This window comes from Paenibacillus sp. RC73 (assembly GCF_044908085.1).
In the GTDB taxonomy this organism is placed as follows: Bacteria; Bacillota; Bacilli; order Paenibacillales; family Paenibacillaceae; genus Paenibacillus; species Paenibacillus terrae_A.
Genome location: NZ_JBIYCV010000002.1, coordinates 1 through 20,338 on the forward strand (window position 1 = coordinate 1; position 20,338 = coordinate 20,338).

16 protein-coding genes are annotated in these 20,338 nt (G+C 47.3%); 12 read left to right on the forward strand and 4 right to left on the reverse strand.

Annotated elements, in window-relative coordinates:
- Positions 1-679 precede the first annotated feature (679 nt).
- Positions 680-1,429, reverse strand: coding sequence for a YdcF family protein (locus ABH897_RS03550; RefSeq protein WP_404591224.1), 750 nt, complete (start codon positions 1,427-1,429; stop codon positions 680-682).
- A gap of 189 nt (positions 1,430-1,618) precedes the next feature.
- On the opposite strand from ABH897_RS03550, the gene ABH897_RS03555 reads away from it, so the two are divergent.
- The 4 genes from ABH897_RS03555 to ABH897_RS03570 all read left to right on the forward strand — a co-directional run bounded on the left by ABH897_RS03555 (position 1,619) and on the right by ABH897_RS03570 (position 6,512).
- Complete coding sequence (locus tag ABH897_RS03555) at positions 1,619-2,506, forward strand: DMT family transporter (protein ID WP_283652588.1); 888 nt, start codon at positions 1,619-1,621, stop codon at positions 2,504-2,506.
- 341 nt (positions 2,507-2,847) lie between these two features.
- Positions 2,848-3,843: an ABC transporter permease gene (locus tag ABH897_RS03560; RefSeq protein WP_404591226.1), complete on the forward strand. Its 996-nt coding sequence runs from the start codon at positions 2,848-2,850 to the stop codon at positions 3,841-3,843.
- An 18-nt stretch (positions 3,844-3,861) separates the two neighbouring features.
- Positions 3,862-4,755 (forward strand): carbohydrate ABC transporter permease, encoded by an 894-nt coding sequence (locus tag ABH897_RS03565; RefSeq protein ID WP_134913395.1) that lies wholly within the window; start codon positions 3,862-3,864, stop codon positions 4,753-4,755.
- A 215-nt stretch (positions 4,756-4,970) separates the two neighbouring features.
- Positions 4,971-6,512 (forward strand): extracellular solute-binding protein, encoded by a 1,542-nt coding sequence (locus ABH897_RS03570; protein ID WP_404591228.1) that lies wholly within the window; start codon positions 4,971-4,973, stop codon positions 6,510-6,512.
- Positions 6,513-6,721: 209 nt separating this feature from the next.
- Here ABH897_RS03570 and ABH897_RS03575 read toward each other — a convergent pair whose 3' ends face one another.
- Positions 6,722-8,983 carry an AraC family transcriptional regulator gene (locus tag ABH897_RS03575; RefSeq protein ID WP_283652586.1) on the reverse strand — a complete coding sequence of 754 codons (2,262 nt, stop codon included), beginning with the start codon at positions 8,981-8,983 and terminating at the stop codon, positions 6,722-6,724.
- A 275-nt stretch (positions 8,984-9,258) separates the two neighbouring features.
- Positions 9,259-9,972 carry an expansin ExlX gene (gene exlX / locus ABH897_RS03580; RefSeq protein WP_404591230.1) on the reverse strand — a complete coding sequence of 238 codons (714 nt, stop codon included), beginning with the start codon at positions 9,970-9,972 and terminating at the stop codon, positions 9,259-9,261.
- Between the two features lie 280 nt (positions 9,973-10,252).
- Here exlX and ABH897_RS03585 point away from each other — a divergent pair, with 280 nt between their 5' ends.
- Positions 10,253-11,404, forward strand: coding sequence for an iron-containing alcohol dehydrogenase (locus ABH897_RS03585; RefSeq protein ID WP_404591232.1), 1,152 nt, complete (start codon positions 10,253-10,255; stop codon positions 11,402-11,404).
- Positions 11,405-11,561: 157 nt separating this feature from the next.
- Positions 11,562-12,278: a metal-dependent hydrolase gene (locus tag ABH897_RS03590; protein ID WP_283652583.1), complete on the forward strand. Its 717-nt coding sequence runs from the start codon at positions 11,562-11,564 to the stop codon at positions 12,276-12,278.
- 99 nt (positions 12,279-12,377) lie between these two features.
- Here ABH897_RS03590 and ABH897_RS03595 read toward each other — a convergent pair whose 3' ends face one another.
- Positions 12,378-13,457 (reverse strand): M42 family metallopeptidase, encoded by a 1,080-nt coding sequence (locus tag ABH897_RS03595; protein WP_283652582.1) that lies wholly within the window; start codon positions 13,455-13,457, stop codon positions 12,378-12,380.
- A 185-nt stretch (positions 13,458-13,642) separates the two neighbouring features.
- Between ABH897_RS03595 and spoVAC the strand changes: the two genes are divergently transcribed.
- From spoVAC to ABH897_RS03625, 6 genes are all read left to right on the forward strand, one after another.
- Complete coding sequence (gene spoVAC / locus ABH897_RS03600) at positions 13,643-14,149, forward strand: stage V sporulation protein AC (RefSeq protein WP_283656300.1); 507 nt, start codon at positions 13,643-13,645, stop codon at positions 14,147-14,149.
- Positions 14,146-15,168 carry a stage V sporulation protein AD gene (gene spoVAD / locus ABH897_RS03605; RefSeq protein WP_283652581.1) on the forward strand — a complete coding sequence of 341 codons (1,023 nt, stop codon included), beginning with the start codon at positions 14,146-14,148 and terminating at the stop codon, positions 15,166-15,168. The genes spoVAC and spoVAD overlap by 4 nt, the downstream gene beginning before the upstream one ends.
- On the forward strand, positions 15,165-15,515 hold the full coding sequence (gene spoVAE / locus ABH897_RS03610; RefSeq protein ID WP_014282555.1) for a stage V sporulation protein AE: 351 nt from the start codon (positions 15,165-15,167) through the stop codon (positions 15,513-15,515). Before spoVAD ends, spoVAE begins: the two co-directional genes overlap by 4 nt.
- A gap of 238 nt (positions 15,516-15,753) precedes the next feature.
- A complete protein-coding gene (locus tag ABH897_RS03615) occupies positions 15,754-16,713 on the forward strand; it encodes an AAA family ATPase (RefSeq protein WP_283652580.1) in 960 nt (319 codons plus the stop codon).
- Positions 16,714-16,716: 3 nt separating this feature from the next.
- Positions 16,717-17,964 (forward strand): DUF58 domain-containing protein, encoded by a 1,248-nt coding sequence (locus ABH897_RS03620; RefSeq protein WP_283652579.1) that lies wholly within the window; start codon positions 16,717-16,719, stop codon positions 17,962-17,964.
- A complete protein-coding gene (locus tag ABH897_RS03625; RefSeq protein WP_404518706.1) occupies positions 17,961-20,153 on the forward strand; it encodes a transglutaminase TgpA family protein in 2,193 nt (730 codons plus the stop codon). The genes ABH897_RS03620 and ABH897_RS03625 overlap by 4 nt, the downstream gene beginning before the upstream one ends.
- Positions 20,154-20,338: the final 185 nt, after the last annotated feature.

Sequence of the window (20,338 nt, forward strand, 5' to 3'; positions counted from 1 at the left end):
CCCTCTGTGAACCTTCTCCTCTCACACTTAATTAAGGGTGAAATCCTGCGAATTCATGAGCCTGAGTGAGGAAACTGAATCATTTCGAGGGAGTTTAATAAAAAGAGCAGATTGTAACGCCTGCTCAACAATGCGTGATATTCAACTACCGTGTCCCGTTAGCTCAAATATATCTTGCTTAGAGAGACTCGATTCCCCATTCTTTATATAAGTCGTTAAGCTCATGTGATGTCTTTGTAACAAAACTCTTAACCACATCTTCTTTTAAATAAATTGGGGTAATCTGGGGTTCATTGTCCTTATTGCGTAGCCACTGTAGTTTTATATCTCGGTATTGGCTTACTTCAATTTGAGTTAACAATGGTTCAATACTATAAGCATTTCCTACATAGTGCTTGTTGAGAACGGCTTCAGCCCATTCTTTTCTCCTAATTAAACTTACCTCACACTTAGCTAAGGGTGAAATCCTGCGAATTCATGAGCCTGAGTGAGAAAACTAAATCATATTGAGGGAGCTTAATGAGGCCACGACAGTCTAATACTTTATTTTCTCAGTCTACAATTTTATTTTCTTTGGATTCATGGTAAAATCAAGCGCTTGGTAGCATACAGGTTTATACCTGCGAGCTGCCAAGGCGCTTGTTTGTGATGTGTGCCTATACGCTAGATATACGTCACATTATTTAAGCTTCAAAGCAAGAATCCCCAGATACTCCTTAAGGGCTGTTCCAGTAGTAGCCATGGCTCCAGCAGACGGGGAGAGCTTGGCGGCATATAGTGACAGATGTTCACTTGCCAGATAGTCCGTCGGATAAGGCACAGCCTGCATGCCTGCACGCTGAAATTCCAGCGCCGCACGTGGCAAATGGAAGGCAGAGGTCACCAAAATGGGTTTGGTGAGCTGATGCTGCTTTAAAATTTGGGAGGTATAGAGGGCATTTTGCTGCGTGTTCAGGGAACGGTTTTCGATCAGAATATCCTTTGTGGGAATACCGAGCCCCAGAAGCTGTCTTTGGGCAATATTCGCTTCGTTGCCACTGTCGCCAAATACCTGTCCACCGGAAAACAGAATAGGTAAGCCCGTTGCTTCGTGCAACCGTGCCGCAGTGAGCAGCCGATTGGCGGCTGAACCCAGCAGATTACCTTGTCCGTTGATGTCGGGTGTTCCCTCTGTGGCTCCGCCGCCAAGCACAACGATGACATCGCCTTGAACGGTACGAGGCTGTGGATACTGCTTTTCCAGACTGCTGATTAGCAAATCTCCGGCCAAATTGGTAGAGGAACCATACAGCAGCAGTGTGACAACGAGTAGAATGACACCAGGTTTACGCGCACGCTTCCACAGCCAGATCACAAGCCCTGCCATCACGAGGATAAACAAACCGGGAGGCAGCACGAAGCTGTATAAAAATTTGATGATATAAATCAAGTGCAGACATCCTCCTATCCTTTAATCTCTATTTTTCTTTTTGGTTTGGTATATTGTAACATAGGCAAATGACTGGATTCCTCTGTTTGGAGTTGTGCTTTCCAATGCATATTTTTTGTTTGATAAAGTTGTCCTATAGGCGTAAAATATAAGGTCCAGTCATTTTTTTCATAGAGGAGCGAAAGCAGCATGGGAGAGTTAACGACAGCCAAGCGGATCATGATGATCGCGCTGTTGGTTGTATTGTGGGGCATATCTTGGCCCATTTATAAAGTAGCGTTGCAGTTTACGCCTCCACTTTTGTTTGCAGGGTTGCGCACGTTGCTGGGAGGTCTGCTGTTAGGAGCGATTTTACTGCCGAGATGGAAACGTATCCGTTGGAAAGAGAACTGGCGGGTCTATGCTATTTCGAGTGTTTTTAACGTGGTACTGTTTTATGGTCTGCAAACGGTAGGGCTGATGTACGTACCGTCTGGCCTGTTTTCTGTGCTGGTGTATCTCCAGCCTGTATTGGTCGGCATTTTTGCATGGATGTGGCTGGGTGAAGCGATGTCCGGGCTTAAGGTGACTGGATTGGTCATCGGATTTTTGGGTGTCGCGGCTGTAAGTGTCGGAGGATTTTCGGGACATGTGGCTGTGGCAGGTGTAGTTATCGCTATTATTACAGCCGTGAGCTGGGCATTGGGTACCGTCTATGTGAAAAAGGTAAACCAGCGCGTGGATTCGCTGTGGCTGGTCGCATTTCAATGCACATTGGGAGGCATCGTGTTGACGGGAGCCGGAACAGTGACGGAAAGCTGGTCAGACATCGTATGGAATGTTCCTTATGTGTCGGGGCTGTTGTTCGGTATCGTGTTGGGCATTTCGCTGTCTTGGTTGCTGTATTTCACACTGGTTAACTCGGGGGATGCGAGCAAAGTCGCGTCTTATACGTTTTTGGTGCCTGTTATCTCGGTGTTTGTCAGCTCCTTGCTGCTGCACGAAACGATTACAGCTTTTCTGCTGATCGGTCTGGTATTAATCGGGCTTAGCATTTATTTGGTGAATCGCAGAGCGAGAGTAAGTCAGCAAGTTTGATCCCGCTTCAAAATGTCAAACGGTTCAGGGAAGATGGCATCAAGTTTATCGGTCAGAACAAAAATGACGGTGAACTGCGTTTCGAGTTACATGATAGTGAAGGGCAACCTCAAACGTTTAATTATGCTTTATAAGTGGGTTTTGGGCGTCTATCAGGCGCCTTATATCACACAATACTTCACAAATATCCGAATTGTTCACTCTTTAGGACACTCCTTTGTTCATGAAGTACGCAAGGCTTCACTTTTCATTTTGAATGCGCTTACATAAAATAGGGTCATACGACGGCGGTACTGCAAAACATGCTGTTGGTAACGTATACAGAGGGGGAGTGACTCACATTGAATCAGCCTGTGCCTAAGAGTTCTGCTATGCTCACGACAGATTCCCGCCTGAACGGGAGGAGGCTGGGGAGCGGCAGGAAAAATGGATTTTTCCATGAACTGATCCGTAATCGGATATTATTTTTAATGCTGCTGCCGACCTTGATCTTTTTCTTCATTAACTCTTACATTCCTATGGTGGGTATCTATTATGCATTTACCCAGTTTGACTTCAATACCAGCTTGTTCGATGCCAAGTTTGTCGGACTTCAGAATTTTCAATTTCTATGGCAATCCGGCACGCTGACGAAATTGACATTGAATACGGTCGGATACAACGCAGCATTTATTTTATTTGGCAACGTGTTAGCGATTGTTCTCGCGATTTTGCTGAATGAGCTGCGGGGGCGTTACTTTAAAAAGATCGCTCAATCTGTGATGTTCCTGCCTTATTTTGTTTCTTTCGTTATTCTAAGCGTTATCGTGTATAACATATTTAATTATGATAACGGCTTTCTGAATACGCTGCTGCTGCAAATCGGCGGTGAACGTGTGGATGTATACAACAAACCGTGGGTATGGATTTTCCTGATTATCTTGTTCTACCTGTGGAAAAATCTCGGCTACAGTATGGTGATTTATTTGGCGGCCATTACAGGCATTAGCGACGAGTACTATGAGGCGGCGAAAATGGACGGGGCCAACATTTTTCAACGGATCTGGTACATTACCGTGCCTATGCTCAAATCGACGTTCGTCGTGCTGCTGCTGTTCGCGCTCGGCAGTATTATGAAGGGACAGTTCGATCTCTTCTATCAATTAATCGGCAACAATGGGGTGCTGTACAATACGACGGATATTTTGGACACGTATGTGTACCGTTCACTGAAAGTAACCTTTGATGTCGGTATGGCTTCGGCGGCAGGCGTGTACCAGTCCTTGTTCGGCTTTATACTGATCATGACTGTGAACTATATTATCCGCAAGCTGAACGACGAATATGCCTTGTTCTAGAAAGGAGGACCCAAACGGATGGCGATCAAAGAGGATGTATACACCCGAATTTTTCAGATTATTTCTTATGCGGTAATCATTATTGCTTCTATTGCTTGTTTACTGCCATTTCTACTTATTATTTCGGCATCATTGACCAGTAATGAGTCGATTATCAGAGATGGATATCATTTTATTCCACAGGAATTTTCGCTGGAAGGATACCGGACGGTGTTCACCTTTCCTGAAGAGGTGCTGAGGGCGTACGGTGTGACCATTTTTACAACTGTAGTAGGTACGACGTTGGGCCTGTTCCTGATGACGATGGCGGGATATGTGCTGGCGCGTAAAGATTTTAAATACCGGAACGCATTCTCGTTCTATATTTACTTTACAACGTTGTTCGGGGGCGGCTTGGTACCCTGGTACATTATGCTGACGAAGTATTTAGGACTGCTCGATACGTATACGGTGCTTATTTTCCCGGGGCTGATGACTCCGTTTCTGATCATTTTGATGAAAAACTTCATTCGTTCGTCCATGCCGGAAGAGCTGTTTGAGTCTGCCAAAATTGACGGTGCGGGTGATTTTAAAATCTACTATCGGATTGTGCTGCCTTTGTCTACGCCGGGCATTGCCACCGTGGGGTTGTTTCTGGCCTTGGCATACTGGAATGACTGGTTCTCGTCTTCACTCTTTATTAATGATCCACATAAATACCAGCTGCAATATTATCTGTATAATGTAATCAACTCGATGCAATTTATCGCGCAAATGGGGGCAGGTACCGGCGTTTCACTCTCCAACGATATGCCGACCGAATCGACCAAAATGGCAATGGCGATCGTGGTCACCGGACCGATTTTACTGCTGTACCCGTTCATTCAGCGTTATTTCGTCAAGGGCTTGACCATTGGTGCTGTTAAAGGCTAAAGTAGACAGTCATCAGCTAAGATGGCATGATGTGCTGACGTTATGCCATTTTGAAAGCATATTTTGTAAGCGTTTTATTTGAGGGGCTAGTAACGTTTGTTTCCTACAAATTTTAAAGGCGAGGCTGAGTACAAGCGAATGATTTTCGTCCACTCTCCAGGCTTTTAAAAGATAGATGGCTTTAAACCAGCAACCACTTCAAAAGGAGGATTCACATGACATTTACAAAGAAAAGAAAGCAACGCATGTCCATCCTGATTGCAGTTATGGTCATCATGGCGCTATTAGCCGGGTGTGGAGGCGGTGGTGGAAACAGCGCACAAAAATCAGATGGAACGGATGACAAATCTCAGAAGGTACAGCTGCAATTTTATATGCTGGGTGATGCTCCGAAGGATCTGCCTGCCGTTGAAGCAGAGATTAATAAATTGGCGGAAAAAGATTTGAATGCCACCGTCAAATTCAACTATACGACGTGGACGGACTGGGATCAGAAGTATAAGCTGCTGCTCTCTTCAGGCCAGCCGATTGATCTGATCTTCACTGCAGATTGGACGCAGTATCAGGCGTATGCCAAGAAAGGTGCATTCCTGCCGCTTGATGATCTGCTGCCGAAGGCCGCACCTGCCTTGCAAAAATTCGTGCCTCAGGAGATGTGGGATGGCGTTAAAATCGGAGGCAAAATCTACACTGTGCCTGGCACATACAAGGAGTATGTAACCAATGGATTTGTATGGCGTGAGGATTTGCGCGAGAAGTACAATCTGCCTAAGCCTACGGATATAAAAAGCTACGAGGCTTATATGGATGGTATCCGTCAGCATGAGCCTAATATGAAACCGGTCTCTCTGAACAGCGATATTAAAGGGAACCTGCATGATCGCTATTCCGAATTGGTAACAAAGAGTGTAGGGGCTTTGCCTTATGGCATCGGTATTAAGTATGAAAAACCAACAGAGGTTTATAAATATTGGGGTTCAGATGAGCAAAAAGAAGAGCTGAGCATTTACAAACGCTGGGCCGACAAAGGATTTATTCCTAAAAACGTACTGAACGTAAAAGATACGCTTCAGGATCAGGTGACTTCTGGTAAAGCAGCGAGTATTTTCGGTGACAATCCGACCCGATTTAATGACATGGTGATTAAGCTCAAAGCTTCTCACCCGGACTGGAAGCTGGATTACTATCCGTTCCCGCTGACGACGGGGTTTGCAACTCCAGTGCATCCGATTCATAACGGCTTTGCAATTCCCAAAAGCAGTCCTAACCCTGCACGCGCATTAGCCTTTTATGAAAAGCTTGTCACAGACAAACGTTATAACCTGCTCACGCAATACGGAATTGAAGGCAAAAACTATGAAGTCAAAGACGGTTACTATCAAATGATAGGTACCGGCAGCACGAACGGCTTTTCACGGGAAGGTATGAATAGCTGGGCTTGGCGTAACCCGGAATACATGCTGTTTGATTCAGGCTTTGACCGGGTGAAGAAGATTTTTGCTGAGCTGGATAAAATCCAGAAGCCTGACGTGTTTACCGGTTTTGCAGAGGATTATACGACCTATCAAGCCGAAAAAGCGGCTTTGGAGCAGGTTGAGAAGCAATATCTGTATCCGCTCCAAGCTGGATTGATTGATAATGTGGATCAAGGATTGCAGACCTTCTTGCAAAAGGCAAACCAGGCTGGCCTGGAGAAAATCCAGACGGAATATACCAAGCAATGGGAAGCCTACGTGAAGGAGAAGAACATTAAGTAATTGGGCAAGGCAAAGAGATTTTAACAGTTGGATAAAAAGAAAAAGCAAGTCTCCAGGAAGTTGGAGGCTTGCTTTTTTTATGTCTATTACAAGGAGTGATAGGTCACGCTAAAATCAGCGGAGACAACAGCGATGGGAGCAACGTTCCGTTCGCGGAGCGGCCGCATACAGTAGCCAGAACTTTTTACGGAAGCATTTTTCAGTCTACCTTATTGCGCATTTGCTTTAGAACGACGAAAATCTGTGGGCGTCACGCCCAAGCTACGCTTGAACATGCGGTGAAAATAAGAGCTGCTCGCAAATCCGGTTTGTTCTGCCACGTCAGCTACCGACCAGTCGGTTTGCTCCAGCAGCTCGCAGGCTTTGCGAATGCGTAGCTGTTGAATGACATCTACGATGGTAGACATGGTTTGTTGCTTGTATAGTCTGCTGACATAGATCGGTGACATATCCAGTTCTTCAGCGATCTGGTTGAGGCAAAAATCCGGATCAGCATAGGCTTGCTCTATTCGCTCATTAATTTGCCGTACTAGCCGCTCTTGTTTCGTGTTTCGTTTTTCCAATAGGTTGGAGCGGACATGATCAAAGACCAATTGATATTGCTCGATAAGCTCCAGGGCCGTCTCCAACTGATCTGCGGACGGCAATTCAGGTATAGATTCGGCAGCAAATCCATTACGCTCACTCATATGCTGAATGGCATGATTCACACTCATCATCAGCCGGGATATGGCCACCTGCACGACGGAAAACGAATATTTTTCCATATGCATCAGCAAGTCCTTGAACATGCCATGAGCATCCTCCGTATGACCAGATAACAGCGTGTCGAGCAATTTTTTCTCCTTATCCGACGCATATACGTAGGCATTTTGAGCATGTGCCTCAATTGTGTTCTGCGCATCAATGATACACCCGTGCCCTTGAAAAAATCGGTGCATGGACGCTTCCTGTACCTGACGGTACAACAGATGCAGCCGTTCCGACTGGCTTGCGATGGCGCTATAGGTTAGCGATACGCTCAGCTTTAAATACTCATGGCAAGCTTCGCGTATTTGGCGCAATAAGGTTTCCAGCAGCACGGTATCCGTATGCTCCGCAGGATCAAGAATGTTGAGCAGCAGTAGGACGCTGTCTTCGTCGATATCCACGGCTTCCACCTGGTACGTCTGCCCGCATATTTCAGAAGCAATATTCATCATGGCAAACTTATAGGGCAGCAGGTCAGGACCGCGTTCGCTTTGCCACCGGACATATTCATCTATACGCAGCAGCACCAGCCGATAGTCTTTGTCGAACTGGAATGTGATTCCAAGCTCAAGCAACCGCTCCGGTTCCTCTCCAGCAGGAAGCAATTGAACCCCCCGAATAATATTCTGTAAAATGTTTTGCCGGATCGTATACATGCTGTTTCGTTTCTCTGATTCGAGTGAATTCATATGGACAACGATCTGTCCAATGGGGGTATACAGCATTCTGGACAGCAGCCAGGAGGCCACGAACCCTGCCAATGCAATGACGGCGGCAATGAACAGCATCGCATTACGGATAACACTCGCCATTTTGACAACGCTTTCATATGGGGTGACACTAATATACTGCCAACCCAATCCGTCTTGGGAGGTATAAGAAATGAGTGATCTTTTACTGTGAAAATCTTCTACAAAATATCCTGTTTCCTGTTTTTTGACTCGGGTGTGCAGCCATAGCTGTTCTTTTTCGTTCAATGCTTCGTCTGCCAGTGTCGCGCCGGATAAAAGTCTGCCTTGATCGTCCAAAATATAAGCCGTTCCGCCTGATGCCGGATTCGTCGCCATTTCCTTGTTCATCCAAGTCGCAGATACATTGACGATCACAGCCGAATTCATCGCTTCGTTCGAGTTGATTGCGTCGTAGCATAAATACGTATAGGCGGCGATGTCTGTGCTGGCTTGATCTGCTCCGGCAACGGAGTCTGACGCAGATAGCAAAGGATAGGTGCGTGGAATAGGGGTAAATGGCTTATAATCCTGATAATGATCCAGCACGCGTATAATATCCGTATCAACCAGTTCACTTTTGCTGTATAACCCGTTTTGCCCCCGTGAGGATGCAATGTAGAAGGTGTCGCTTTTCGGATTATACACATAGATGGATTCAATGTACGGCATAGAATTGAGATAATTGTTCAGCTCAGACATGGCAGCGGTTACATCATATACATTGGGTTTGGGGTAATACAACAACTTGGACAGGGTGCTGCTGCGGTACATTTGGAAGGCCAACGATTGGGCGATAGATGTCATGTTAATGACCTCTCTGCTTCTCAGTGCCAGGCTGCTATGATTGGCTTCGAATGCTTGCTCCTTCTCCACCCGAATATAATAAAAATAATACACCGTGGTAGATACCAGCAACGTCAGCGTAATACATAACGTGATACTGATCAGCAATTTGCTATGAAGCTTGTGATGCTTTTTGAAATTGCTCATGTGGGCAGGTCTCCTGTCTATGTGCATATAGCCAAAATACACCCTAATATGTATTCATTATACGTGCCTTCCTGTGAACAGGACAGTGAACAAACTAATTTTTTATGAAAAATAATGACTTTTTCGTAAAAAGGCCAGGAACCCAACACGCAAAATCGCTTGCGTCGGTTCCCAGCCTGGGGATTACATAAAGCCTGTCACGAGTTGGACAGCACATGGGTAGGAAGCACCCATTTGTGCCCGACAGGACTCAAGCTGTGAGAAGATACCTGCAATCAGTCAGGGAATTGCACATTACCTTTGACAATATAGGCATCGCCCGTGCCATTTTCTGCTAGGGCCGGGAGGGTATCGTTCAGCACCACACCGCGAATGTCTGTAATCCGGATTTTAAGAGGCTGGTTCCCTAAGTTTGTACCCAGAAAGTGGTTATAGTCCTGTTTTTCAAGGTTGAGCCACTGTCCGTTCTGTTGGACTTCTAGTTTCAAGACAGGATATTTATGATTGCGTACCTGAATAGCTGCCCACCACCGGCTGCTGCCTTCTTTAATGCGGTAGGAGACGTTTCCAGTAACTGGGGCTTTGACGACTTTCCATGAGATATTGATTTTTCCATCAATTTGATTGCCAATTTGGTTAAAAGCATTCGGGGACAGGTCAAGCGCACCACTTGGGCCTTCAGGATAAATATCGGTTACATAGACCGTTGTTTTCCCTTTGGGGCCTTGGACTTCCAGATATGCTCCTGCCAATGCGGCTTTGATTCCATTATAATTCAGTTGTGTGTGGTTAAGAGCCGTAATTTTTGCATCGGAAGGGATTGGATCAAGCAGCAGTGCTCCTCCAGAGTAGCCAGATCCGGTATAGGTAGCGTACCCCGTGTATGTATCATTCCAAGCAGCAGAAGCGGGGAGAGCGAACAAAACAAGACTTAGCAATGATGCCAGACCAATCGTTTTGAACTTGCGAATCGCAGAACTCTTTTGCATAATTATTTCCTCCTTGTTCATTTAATAGATTCATATAGTAAATATAAACACTATATTACATAATATTTCAAATAGTACAATAGGCTTTTGAGGCAAAAAGAAAATATTGCAAAAGTTTGTCAACATGCTTCTAGGCCTTATTGCATGTTTTTAAAAGAATTGCTGAACTGTGCTTTTTTTCGCAGATGTCTGCTCGATCTGATGGTAGTATCAGGAAGATGCATGATAACAGAGAGCAGAGATGACTGGAGAACGATTAACACAGAGGAGGGGTTTACGTATGGGGAGGAACATCTTTTATGTACCGCCAGTGAATTTGATGGGGATTGGATGTCTTAGAGATCTGGGACCGATGTTGCAAGAGAAAGGATTTATGAAAGCGCTTATCGTGACGGATAAATGGCTGCGTCGAAATGGGATTACCGACCGGGTTATTGCTGTTTTGGAGCTGCATGGAGTTCCATATATCGTGTATGATGGTGTGCAACCTAACCCTACCTGTGACAATGTTCACGAAGGAGTCAAGGTGTTTCAGGATAACGGATGTGATGTTCTCGTCTCGGTAGGTGGTGGGTCACCTCAGGATGCGGCCAAAGCCATTGGCATCATTGTCACCAATGGAGGACATATTTCAGAATATGAAGGCGTTCACAAATCCAAACGCCCGTCCGTTCCTATTGTGGCAGTGAATACAACGGCGGGTACCTCCAGCGAGGTCACCATTAACTATGTCATTACTGATGAGAAGCGTAAGGTCAAAATGGTCATGGTTGATAAAAACAGTCTGGCTTCCATCTCTGTAAATGACCCCGAATTAATGGTGGGTAAGCCAGCCGAATTAACTGCTGCGACAGGTATGGATGCGCTTACTCATGCGATTGAGGCGCTGGTTACCCCGGGAGCTTATCCGGTCACCGATGCCACTGCCCTGGCTGCTGTCGAACTGATATTCCGTTATTTGCCTGATGCTGTGGAGAACGGTCAAAATATTGAGGCTCGGGAAAAGCTTGTGTATGCTGTTTTTCTGGGAGGGCTGGCCTTCAACAATGCTGGGTTGGGATATGTGCATGCGATGGCTCATCAGCTTGGAGGTGTGTATGATCTTCCACATGGGGTGTGTAATGCGATGCTACTGCCCTATGTACAGGAGGCCAATGCGCAGCATGTTCCTCGTAAATTCAGACCTATCGCTCAAGCGATTGGATTCTCGGTCAGAGGGCGAACGGATGAGGAGTGTGCTGAATTTGTCGTGGATGCCATCCGTGGGTTGGCACAGGAGGTCGGAATTCCGAAACGCTTGTCTGAGTTGGGAGTAACGGACCCGGACCTGAATCTGTTAGCCGACAATGCGATGAAGGATGCGTGTGCGCCCAGTAATCCGTTTCAGCCAACCAAAGAGGAAGTTATCGCACTGTTCCAAAAAATACTCTAAGGCGAATTTTTGACCGGGACTTTTGGACGATATCCTTTAAATAGAATAAGCGAACTATTGTTCTCCTTTTGTTTGTCGTATACAATCGAATCATGCTGATTCAAATAGAGTGATGTCGAACTCTGTTGTATGCTGCAACGAAAGGATGTTATGCACCATGATGGGAAGAGCCCATTTGATTATTGGAACCGGGGTCTCCCTGTCGGTATTAGCCTTGAACGGATACGAAGTGACTCCGGCTGCCGTGGCTGCCGCTGTAGTCGGTTCACTGTTGCCGGATATTGACGAGCCTAACTCCATGCTCGTGAGTCGTGCGTTGCCTACCAAAATGCTCAGACTCGTACAGCTTTTGATGATTGGGGCTGCGGGCTGGGTATTTTTCACCCGTATGGCTCCACCGCCGTGGAATCTTGTTCTGGCTTTACTGATGATCAGCGCTTCCTTTATGCCTTCACGATCGATGCGAAAGGTTATTATCTTTTTGATTGGGGTTGGCTTAGCCTGGTATGGGGAAGCATATGCGCCATGGAATTACATTGCCGGGTGCCTGCTGATTATCTGTACGCTTGTCCCTCACCGGGGATTGACGCATACGGTGTACGGAACAGTCGCATGGACTGCGTTGCTGTACGGTACAACCCGTCTGCACGGTGACAGCATATGGCTGGCTGGTGGTTTGGCGTATCTGCTGCATTTGTTGGCAGATTCCTTGACGAATAACGGAATTAAACCTTTGCCACCGCTCAAATGGAAGCTGCGATTTAAGCTGATGAGTACCGGAACGCGCAAAGGGGCGCAGGTGGAGAACATCTGCATTGCCTTGACGGCTGTACTTGTTATTATCGCTTTACTTCGTTATAAGCATTTGATATGAAGCGCTCTATTTTGTAGCTCTATTAAATCAAAAAAACAGTCAAAACATGTATAACGTGTTTTGACTGTTTTTAATAGATTGTACTTTTCTGAGAATACCTTAAGCTCGTTCAATAATCGTATTCAGTGTCGTACGATCCAGGTTTTGTACCAGCTTGACGATCAGTTCTTTGGCTGCATCGTAATCGTCGGTGTGAATAATGGACGAGGAAGTGTGGATGTATCGTCCGCAAATGCCAATGACGGTGGAGGGCACTCCAATTCCGCTTAAATGAACCTGACCTGCATCGGTCCCACCTGTGGAGATGAAATATTGATACTTGATCTTGTGCGTTTCCGCCATATCCTGCACGTATTCCACAATCCCGCGATGTGTAATCATACCCGGATCAAATACCCGTAGCAGCGCGCCTTTACCCAAATGCCCGTAAGCGTTCGGATCACCACCCATATCGTTGGCCGCACTGCAATCCAGTGCAAAGAAAACGTCCGGTTGAATCAGGTTGGCTGCCGTGCGTGCGCCGCGCAATCCCACTTCCTCCTGAACGGTAGCTCCCGCATACAGCGTATTAGGCAGTTTGTCCTTTTCCTTATGTAACGCTTCAAGCAGTTCAATAGCCAAGCCTACACCATAGCGGTTATCCCACGCTTTAGCCATGATTTTTTTCGGATTCGCCAGTGGAGTAAAATCACAAATCGGCGCAATGGCTGTTCCCGGCACGATACCCAGCTCTTGCGCTTCCTGACGGCTGTCCACGCCGATATCCAGATACATATGCTTGATGTCCATGGGCTTGCTACGTTGTGATTCATCCAGCAAATGGGGCGATACTGAGCCAACGACACCAATAATCGGCCCATTCGGAGTCAGCACCTGAAGACGTTGTGACATGATGGCCTGACTCCACCAGCCTCCAACGGGCTGAAAGCGGATCATACCATTTTCCGTAATGCCATTGACGATAAATCCGACTTCATCCAGATGGCCCGCAACCATCACACGCGGTCCGTTCTCTTCACCGCGCAGCACGCCGAAAAGGCTACCCAAACGATCTTGCACGATTTCGTCCGTATAACCGGATATCCGTTCTTTAACCCATGCCCGCAGCTCTCGCTCATGCCCCGGAATGGAAGGAAACTCCGTTAAGGTTTTAAACAGTTCTAATGTTTTTGATTCCATGATGTTATACCTCGCTCCTTATTAATTAACCAGTGGTCGTCATCCATCCAGTATGAATGGATTTGTACGGAATGTCCACGATATCATTTTCCTGACATAACAATTCCCCATAAAGCTAATAATGATAAGGACACAATGAATCCGAACCGCAAAGTGCGGAATTTACAAATAAGGGGTGGTGGATGATGCCAGCTAAATCTGGCCAACGCGGTTTTCGTACCAATACGCCGCCGTTGTCCATAAATGAAAAGGACTACCAGAGTATTTCCAAAAAGCACGAGCCGTCTACAAACGTTTTTGCCAACTGTGTGCGGGCTTTTCTGGTTGGAGGCGGCATCTGTGTGATTGGTCAGGCAATTCAGGAAGCCTTCATGGCAGGGATGCACATTTCGGCCAAGGAGGCGGCACCGCCGACCTCATCCATGATGATCCTGCTGGCAGTCATATTGACCTGCTTCGGGGTGTACGACAAGTTTGCCCAATGGGCGGGAGCAGGAACCGCTGTACCGATTACAGGCTTTGCCAACTCGATGTGTTCGGCTGCACTGGAGCATCGTTCTGAGGGGCTGGTGCTCGGTGTAGGCGCGAATATGTTCAAGCTGGCAGGGTCGGTTATCGTATTCGGGGTGGTGGCAGCGTTCGTTGTAGGTGTCATCTACGCCTTTCTTGGAGTAGGGGGTAACCATCTATGAGAAGACAGGGAGGACAAACCTGGAAGTTTGAATCCAGACCGCGCATCGTTGGAAGTGCAACCGTTGTTGGCCCGGATGAAGGAGAGGGGCCGCTGTCCACGGATTTTGACTACATTTATGACAATCTCGAAATTAACGAAAAAACATGGGAAAAAGCGGAACGCAGATTGTTCGAGCACTCTACTGAGCTAGCGTTAATTAATGCCAATTTGAACAAAGAGGAAGTACAGTTTTTTATCAGTGGTGATCTGATGAATCAAATTATCAGTAGCTCCTTTTCAGCGCGCAAGCTCGCGATTCCTTATTTGGGTGTTTTCGGAGCCTGCTCTACGTCGATGGAAAGTCTGGCCTTAGCCGCGCTTATTGTGGATTCAGAGGCGGGCGACTATGTAATGGCGGGTACGACGAGCCATAACTGTACTGTGGAAAAGCAGTTCCGATATCCTACGGAATACGGAGCACAGAAGCCTCCAACGGCCCAGTATACCGTCACCGGCTCAGGCACCGCAGTTGTGGGACATGCCAAGTCAGGTACGGTGGTAGATTGCGCTACCATTGGACGTGTTACGGATATGGGGATTAAAGACCCATTTAACATGGGAGGGGCGATGGCTCCGGCGGCGGCAGATACCTTGTTGTCCCATTTTCGAGATACAGGCCGGGACCCTGGTTATTATGATCTTATTGTAACGGGGGATTTGGCCTCAGTAGGCTTGCCGATTACCAAGGAGCTGCTTAAAAAGCAAAATATTGATGTGAGTCAGACGGAATTTAACGATTGCGGTTTACTTATTTATGACCTGAACAAACAAAAGCAAGTCATTGCAGGCGGCAGTGGTGCCGGATGCTCGGCTGTTGTAACCTACGGGCATTTGTTAAAACGGCTCGAAAAGGGAGAACTTCAGAAGGTACTGGTCGTGGCGACCGGGGCATTGCTGTCTCCTTTGTCGACACAGCAAGGAGAAAGCATTCCATGCATTGCACATGCTGTAGCTTTCGAAGCGGGAGGAAAAGTATGATATATCTATGGGCTTTTTTAGTCGGTGGTGCCATTTGTGTCGTGGGTCAGTTGATGATGGATGTCATTAAAATGACCCCGGCACATACGATGAGTACGTTGGTGGTAGCAGGTGCAATTGCTGATGCCGTTGGGATATACGATCCGCTTATCAAATTTGCCGGAGCGGGTGCGACGATTCCAATTACCAGTTTTGGTAACTCACTCGTACACGGCGCATTAACCGAATTGGAAAAGGACGGATGGCTTGGTGTCATTACAGGGATTTTTAGTGTGACAAGTGCAGGGATTTCCTCGGCGATTATATTCTCTTTTTTGGCAGCCCTGGTTGTACGTCCAAAAGGATAAACTTATATTGTACTTTTAAGCGTTGGTAATCGAATGATGCAAAATGCTGAATTAAATAAGCTTAAAAATTAGCCCTTCGGATCTGAATGACCGGAGGGCTTTTTTATATGTCTGCATACAAAATGCTGCCAAACTGTAGCACTGGCTCGAACATCTGGAAAAGGACTCAAGTGTACTCTATGCCCTCCTTCATGTACAATAATAGGAAACATGTTGCTATCTAGGAGGTTTACAGGCTATGCCCGTGCGTCAAGAATCTGTGCAGATTGTATCTGCAATCCGAGCTAATCTGGAATCATGCATATTAGGTAAATCCTTTGAAATAAAATTACTGCTAACGACTATGCTGGCGGGTGGGCACATTCTGATCGAGGACGTTCCGGGTACGGGAAAAACGCAAATGATCAAGGCTCTTGCCAAATCCATGCGCGGTGATTACCGCCGTGTTCAATGTAATCCTGATATTCTCCCCAGTGATATAACAGGGGTTTCCATATTTCATCCACGGGATGAGCGCTTTTATTTTCGTCCGGGTCCTGTAATGACAAATATTTTATTGGCAGACGAAATTAACCGGGCAACGACGAAAACGCAATCGGCTTTGCTGGAAGTGATGGAGGAGCGAAGTGTAACCGTGGATGGAGAAACGCATATGCTGCCTCATCCTTTTATGCTGTGTGCTACGCAAAATCCGATTGATTTTGAAGGGACTTATATGCTGCCGGAAGCGCAGCTTGATCGTTTTATGCTCAAAATCAGTCTCGGCTATCCTGATATGGAGACTGAGCGGAACATGCTGCTTCGTCATCAGGAGGGGCAGCCGGCAGATCGACTGGAGGCGGTAGCGCATATGGAACAGATAGCCGCAATCCAGCAGGAAATCAGAGAAATGTACATGGACGAGGCAGTTACGTCCTATTTACTTGATATCGTACGTGCGACCAGAGAGCATTCATCGGTACTGCTGGGAGCCAGCCCGCGGGCGGCGCTTGCTTTTGTGATGGCCACCAAGGCGTACGCTTTTCTGGAAAATCGTGATTACGTGCTTCCTGACGATGTGAAAATATTGGCACCTTATGTGCTGGCGCATCGTTTACTGCTTCGTCCCGAGGCGCGTCTCGACAGCTCCAACGCCCAGTCTGTACTTCAGGCTGTCCTTCGGCAGGTGAACGTACCCGTGCGAATGGAGCGTCCGTAGGGAATGAAGAAAGTCAAAAGGAAGCGCAGGCTCCTCCGGCTGTCAGGCCGCATCTGGCTTCTGATGGCCATATGGGTGGTATGTCTGCTATATCTGTTGTTTCAGGGTGGCAAGACGTCAGTCATGCTATTGTCCATGGTTACGCTGTTAGTCATTTATTTATGGATCGTCGGGTTGAGCGGGGTACGCCGTGTTCAGGGTTCAAGGCAGCTTTCGCAAGGCTCAGAGTTCGGGGAGCTACTGCATGCGGGAGATCAGGTGCATGTAAAGCTGAGCTTGAGACTTCCTGGCTTTCTTCCACTGCCGTATATCATTGTTCGTGAGGTGCTCAAGCGTCATACAGGTGAATCCTGGTCGTTTGAGGACAGTGTTATCCCCAGCATGAAAGGAAGCGGACAGCTTGCCTTCCAGACCCCTGCGTTGGAGCGGGGAAGCTATTATTTTGCGCAAACGGAGTGTGTGAGCGAGGATATCTTCGGCCTGTTGGAGCATAAAGGCATGTTAAACGCACCCGGTGAATTTCGGGTACTGCCCCGCACGGTATTCATTCCCTATTGGCAGTTAAATGACCGTCGCTCGCGGATGTCCGGGCCACAGACCGTCCAGACTCGAACACGCCGCGAAACGACACAAATTAACGGAGTGCGGGACTATGTATATGGGGACCGTTTTTCACGTATCCATTGGAATGCGACCGCACGTACAGGAAGCTGGAAATCCAAGGAATTTGAGCATGAGACGGTTCCGAAAACGATGCTTGTACTGGACATACACACGAAACATTATGTAAATGCCGATCAGTTTGAACTGGCCGTATCCTCAATCGCTTCATTGCTGGAATATGGCGGACGGGAGCGGATGGGAGTAGGTCTTTGTACGGCAGGGGAAACAGGCACTGTCTTTCAGCCCAGTGAGCAGATGATGGAACGGCAACGGATGATGCATCATTTGGTAGACATACACACCACTTCTCAAGGCAGTCTTATGGCCGCTGTAGAAAGCGGTGTTCGGCAATTTCCACAAGGCTGCTATTTTGTGCTGATTAGTCCGTTGAAGGATCATCAGGCGTTGGAGCTTCTTCGCTGGGTCGATACCCGGGGGATGACCCCGTGCCACGTTTATATCGGAGAAGGCTCAAGTGAGGGACAGGCAGAAGAATGGATGAGCATGCTTCGTACAAGAGGCATTCAGGGTTATCATGTTCCGAGTCTTGAAGAGCTTCCAGCTGTAATGGGGGGAGGGACGCTATGAAGAACTGGCTACAATCGCTGAAGGGCTCCTGGGCTGCGGCTTTTACATTTTTATGGATTATTATTATTGCCATGCAATGGGTGTCCTTTGCTTCAGTGCTGTGGCTTGAAGAGACAAGAACGCTTGTATTGGCGACGGTTACGATGCTGGCTCTGGTGAAAATTTTGCTGCCGCTTCGGCCTTGGATTGAATTTATCGTCAAAGCGGCGACGTTATTTTTTATTTTGTACCGGACGCTCGTGTCCTACTCGATTATTATTCCTTTCGGGGGTTTTGCAAACCGTCTGGATCAATTTATATCGAATATGTCTCCGTATATCTGGTTTTCACTGATCGCTTGGCTTGTTATTGAGATGTTACCACTCATCGTTACGACGAAGCAGCGCATTCTGGTTTTTGTGGGTATTAATATTGCCGCGCTGGCAGTGCTTGATTCGTTCACGCCAACCGTGCTGTGGGAAGAAGTCGCATGGATGGTCTTTGCGGGTATGGGTTGGCTGGTGACTCAGCATTTGCAGTATTTTCGGCAGCACTATCCTCAAGGCTGGAAACACATTCGCCGTTACCCGTACAAAATTGCAGCCAATATTGCGGTCATTTTTGCTTTGATTATTATGGCTGGCGTGAATATGCCAGAGATAGAGCCGACCTTAACGGATCCATATACGGCTTGGACCCAGCGAAATAGCTCATCTACCGTTGGTATTAACAATGGAGCCGGGGCTATGAATCAGCGGATGAGTACAGCATCGGGCTATAGTCGGCAGGATAATCGACTGGGTGGGGGGTTTAATTTTGACTACTCTCCCGTAATGACCATCACGACGAACCAGCGAAGCTACTGGCGGGGCGAGACGAAGCGAACGTATTCCGGTACGGGCTGGAGTGATGCAGACAACGACGACCAAACGCTGAATGATGTGCCAATGACGGCAGAGCTGGAAAATACACAAGAAACACTGCATTCGACCGAGCAGGTCGTTCAGACCATTACGATGCAAAATGATCAGAGCTATCCGGTTTTGTTCGGCGCGTATTCGGTACATCGTGTTCAATCGGTGGACAGAGACTCGCGGGCAGACGGATTGCGTTGGAAACCGGAACAGGCAGAACTGCTTTGGAATTCATCCTCCAGAAGAACTGCTTATCCGAAAACGTATACTCTGGTGTCACATGTACCTGTAATCCCGGAGAAAGAGCTGCGCAAGAAAACGTTTAATGAGCTGTATGGAAAGAACAAGCAGGAAGCCTATTTGCAAATCCCGAATGAGCTGCCGAAGCGAGTGCGTGATTTGGCTCAAAATGTAACGTCATCGGCGAAGACACCTTATGAAAAGGTCGGACTGCTACAGCAATATTTACAGCGAAATTATGCATATACAAACAATCCGGATCTTTCTCGCAAAAGAAGCAAGGATTTTGTGGATGCCTTTCTGTTTGAGATTCGGGAAGGCTATTGCGATTATTATTCCACTTCGATGGTTATGATGGCCCGCTCCGTTGGTGTTCCGGCACGGTGGGTCAAAGGATATGCACCTGGTCAGCAAACATTTTCGGATGATGCAACGACCAGCGATGGTAACGAAAATATGTCTTCCTATTCCGTTACCAACGCGGATGCTCATTCCTGGGCCGAAGTGTATCTGGGTGAATACGGCTGGGTTCCTGTAGAAGCCACGCCGGGCTTTGATATGCCGTTGCTTACGGAGCAGGAGGATTCGAAAACGCCTGATACTCCAGAAGTGAAAGATCAGCCTGAGCCTGAACAGTCTGCGCAGACATCGCAGGCCAATTCGGAGGAAGGCACGAAGATTCATCCTGTAATCATAGCGGCGGCAGTGGCTGTTATCGTACTGTGGGGCGCTTATATCGTATGGCGTAATCGGGCAGATATTCATTTTTATCTGCTGCGTCTGCGTAAAGGAAAGCCGTTGACCCCGGACGAAAAGGTGATCGTCGAAACCGAGCGCTGGCTCCGTTACATGCGGAGTAAGGGGTTTGCACGTACTAGCCACGAGACGCTGAGGGAATCGGTCGGCAGATGGTCAGTTGAATCACCGGAACGCGCTTCAATTCTGCATCTGCTGCTGGAGCTGTTTGAACAAGCGCGCTACAGTCCTTCCTCGGTAACTGCCGAGGATTGGCACAAGGTCCGCCAGCAAGCGGCCCTGTTGCATAAGAAGGGTTAGTCCGGAAGGCAAACTGAATGAAACGAAAGAAAAACCGTGTCGGATCAGAAGGACGAAGGCTAAACCGTTTTTTACTCGGCTCGAAAGCTGCCGATTTATAATCTTCATCACATGCTCTGTAAAAAGCTGTCCGTTTGTTGCGGATAGCTTTTTACTAACCCCTATTAATATGGTATAGTTTGTCG

Bases quoted from the DNA above. Each gene is read 5' to 3' on its own strand.
- ABH897_RS03565 (WP_134913395.1), top strand. From the start codon at position 3,862: ATGGCGATCAAAGAGGATGTATACACCCGAATTTTTCAGATTATTTCT.
- ABH897_RS03555 (WP_283652588.1), top strand. From the start codon at position 1,619: ATGGGAGAGTTAACGACAGCCAAGCGGATCATGATGATCGCGCTGTTG.
- ABH897_RS03585 (WP_404591232.1), top strand. From the start codon at position 10,253: ATGGGGAGGAACATCTTTTATGTACCGCCAGTGAATTTGATGGGGATT.
- exlX (WP_404591230.1), bottom strand. From the start codon at position 9,972: ATGCAAAAGAGTTCTGCGATTCGCAAGTTCAAAACGATTGGTCTGGCA.
- spoVAC (WP_283656300.1), top strand. From the start codon at position 13,643: ATGCCAGCTAAATCTGGCCAACGCGGTTTTCGTACCAATACGCCGCCG.
- ABH897_RS03615 (WP_283652580.1), top strand. From the start codon at position 15,754: ATGCCCGTGCGTCAAGAATCTGTGCAGATTGTATCTGCAATCCGAGCT.
- ABH897_RS03570 (WP_404591228.1), top strand. From the start codon at position 4,971: ATGACATTTACAAAGAAAAGAAAGCAACGCATGTCCATCCTGATTGCA.
- ABH897_RS03620 (WP_283652579.1), top strand. From the start codon at position 16,717: ATGAAGAAAGTCAAAAGGAAGCGCAGGCTCCTCCGGCTGTCAGGCCGC.
- ABH897_RS03595 (WP_283652582.1), bottom strand. From the start codon at position 13,457: ATGGAATCAAAAACATTAGAACTGTTTAAAACCTTAACGGAGTTTCCT.
- ABH897_RS03590 (WP_283652583.1), top strand. From the start codon at position 11,562: ATGATGGGAAGAGCCCATTTGATTATTGGAACCGGGGTCTCCCTGTCG.
- ABH897_RS03575 (WP_283652586.1), bottom strand. From the start codon at position 8,983: ATGAGCAATTTCAAAAAGCATCACAAGCTTCATAGCAAATTGCTGATC.
- spoVAD (WP_283652581.1), top strand. From the start codon at position 14,146: ATGAGAAGACAGGGAGGACAAACCTGGAAGTTTGAATCCAGACCGCGC.
- ABH897_RS03625 (WP_404518706.1), top strand. From the start codon at position 17,961: ATGAAGAACTGGCTACAATCGCTGAAGGGCTCCTGGGCTGCGGCTTTT.
- spoVAE (WP_014282555.1), top strand. From the start codon at position 15,165: ATGATATATCTATGGGCTTTTTTAGTCGGTGGTGCCATTTGTGTCGTG.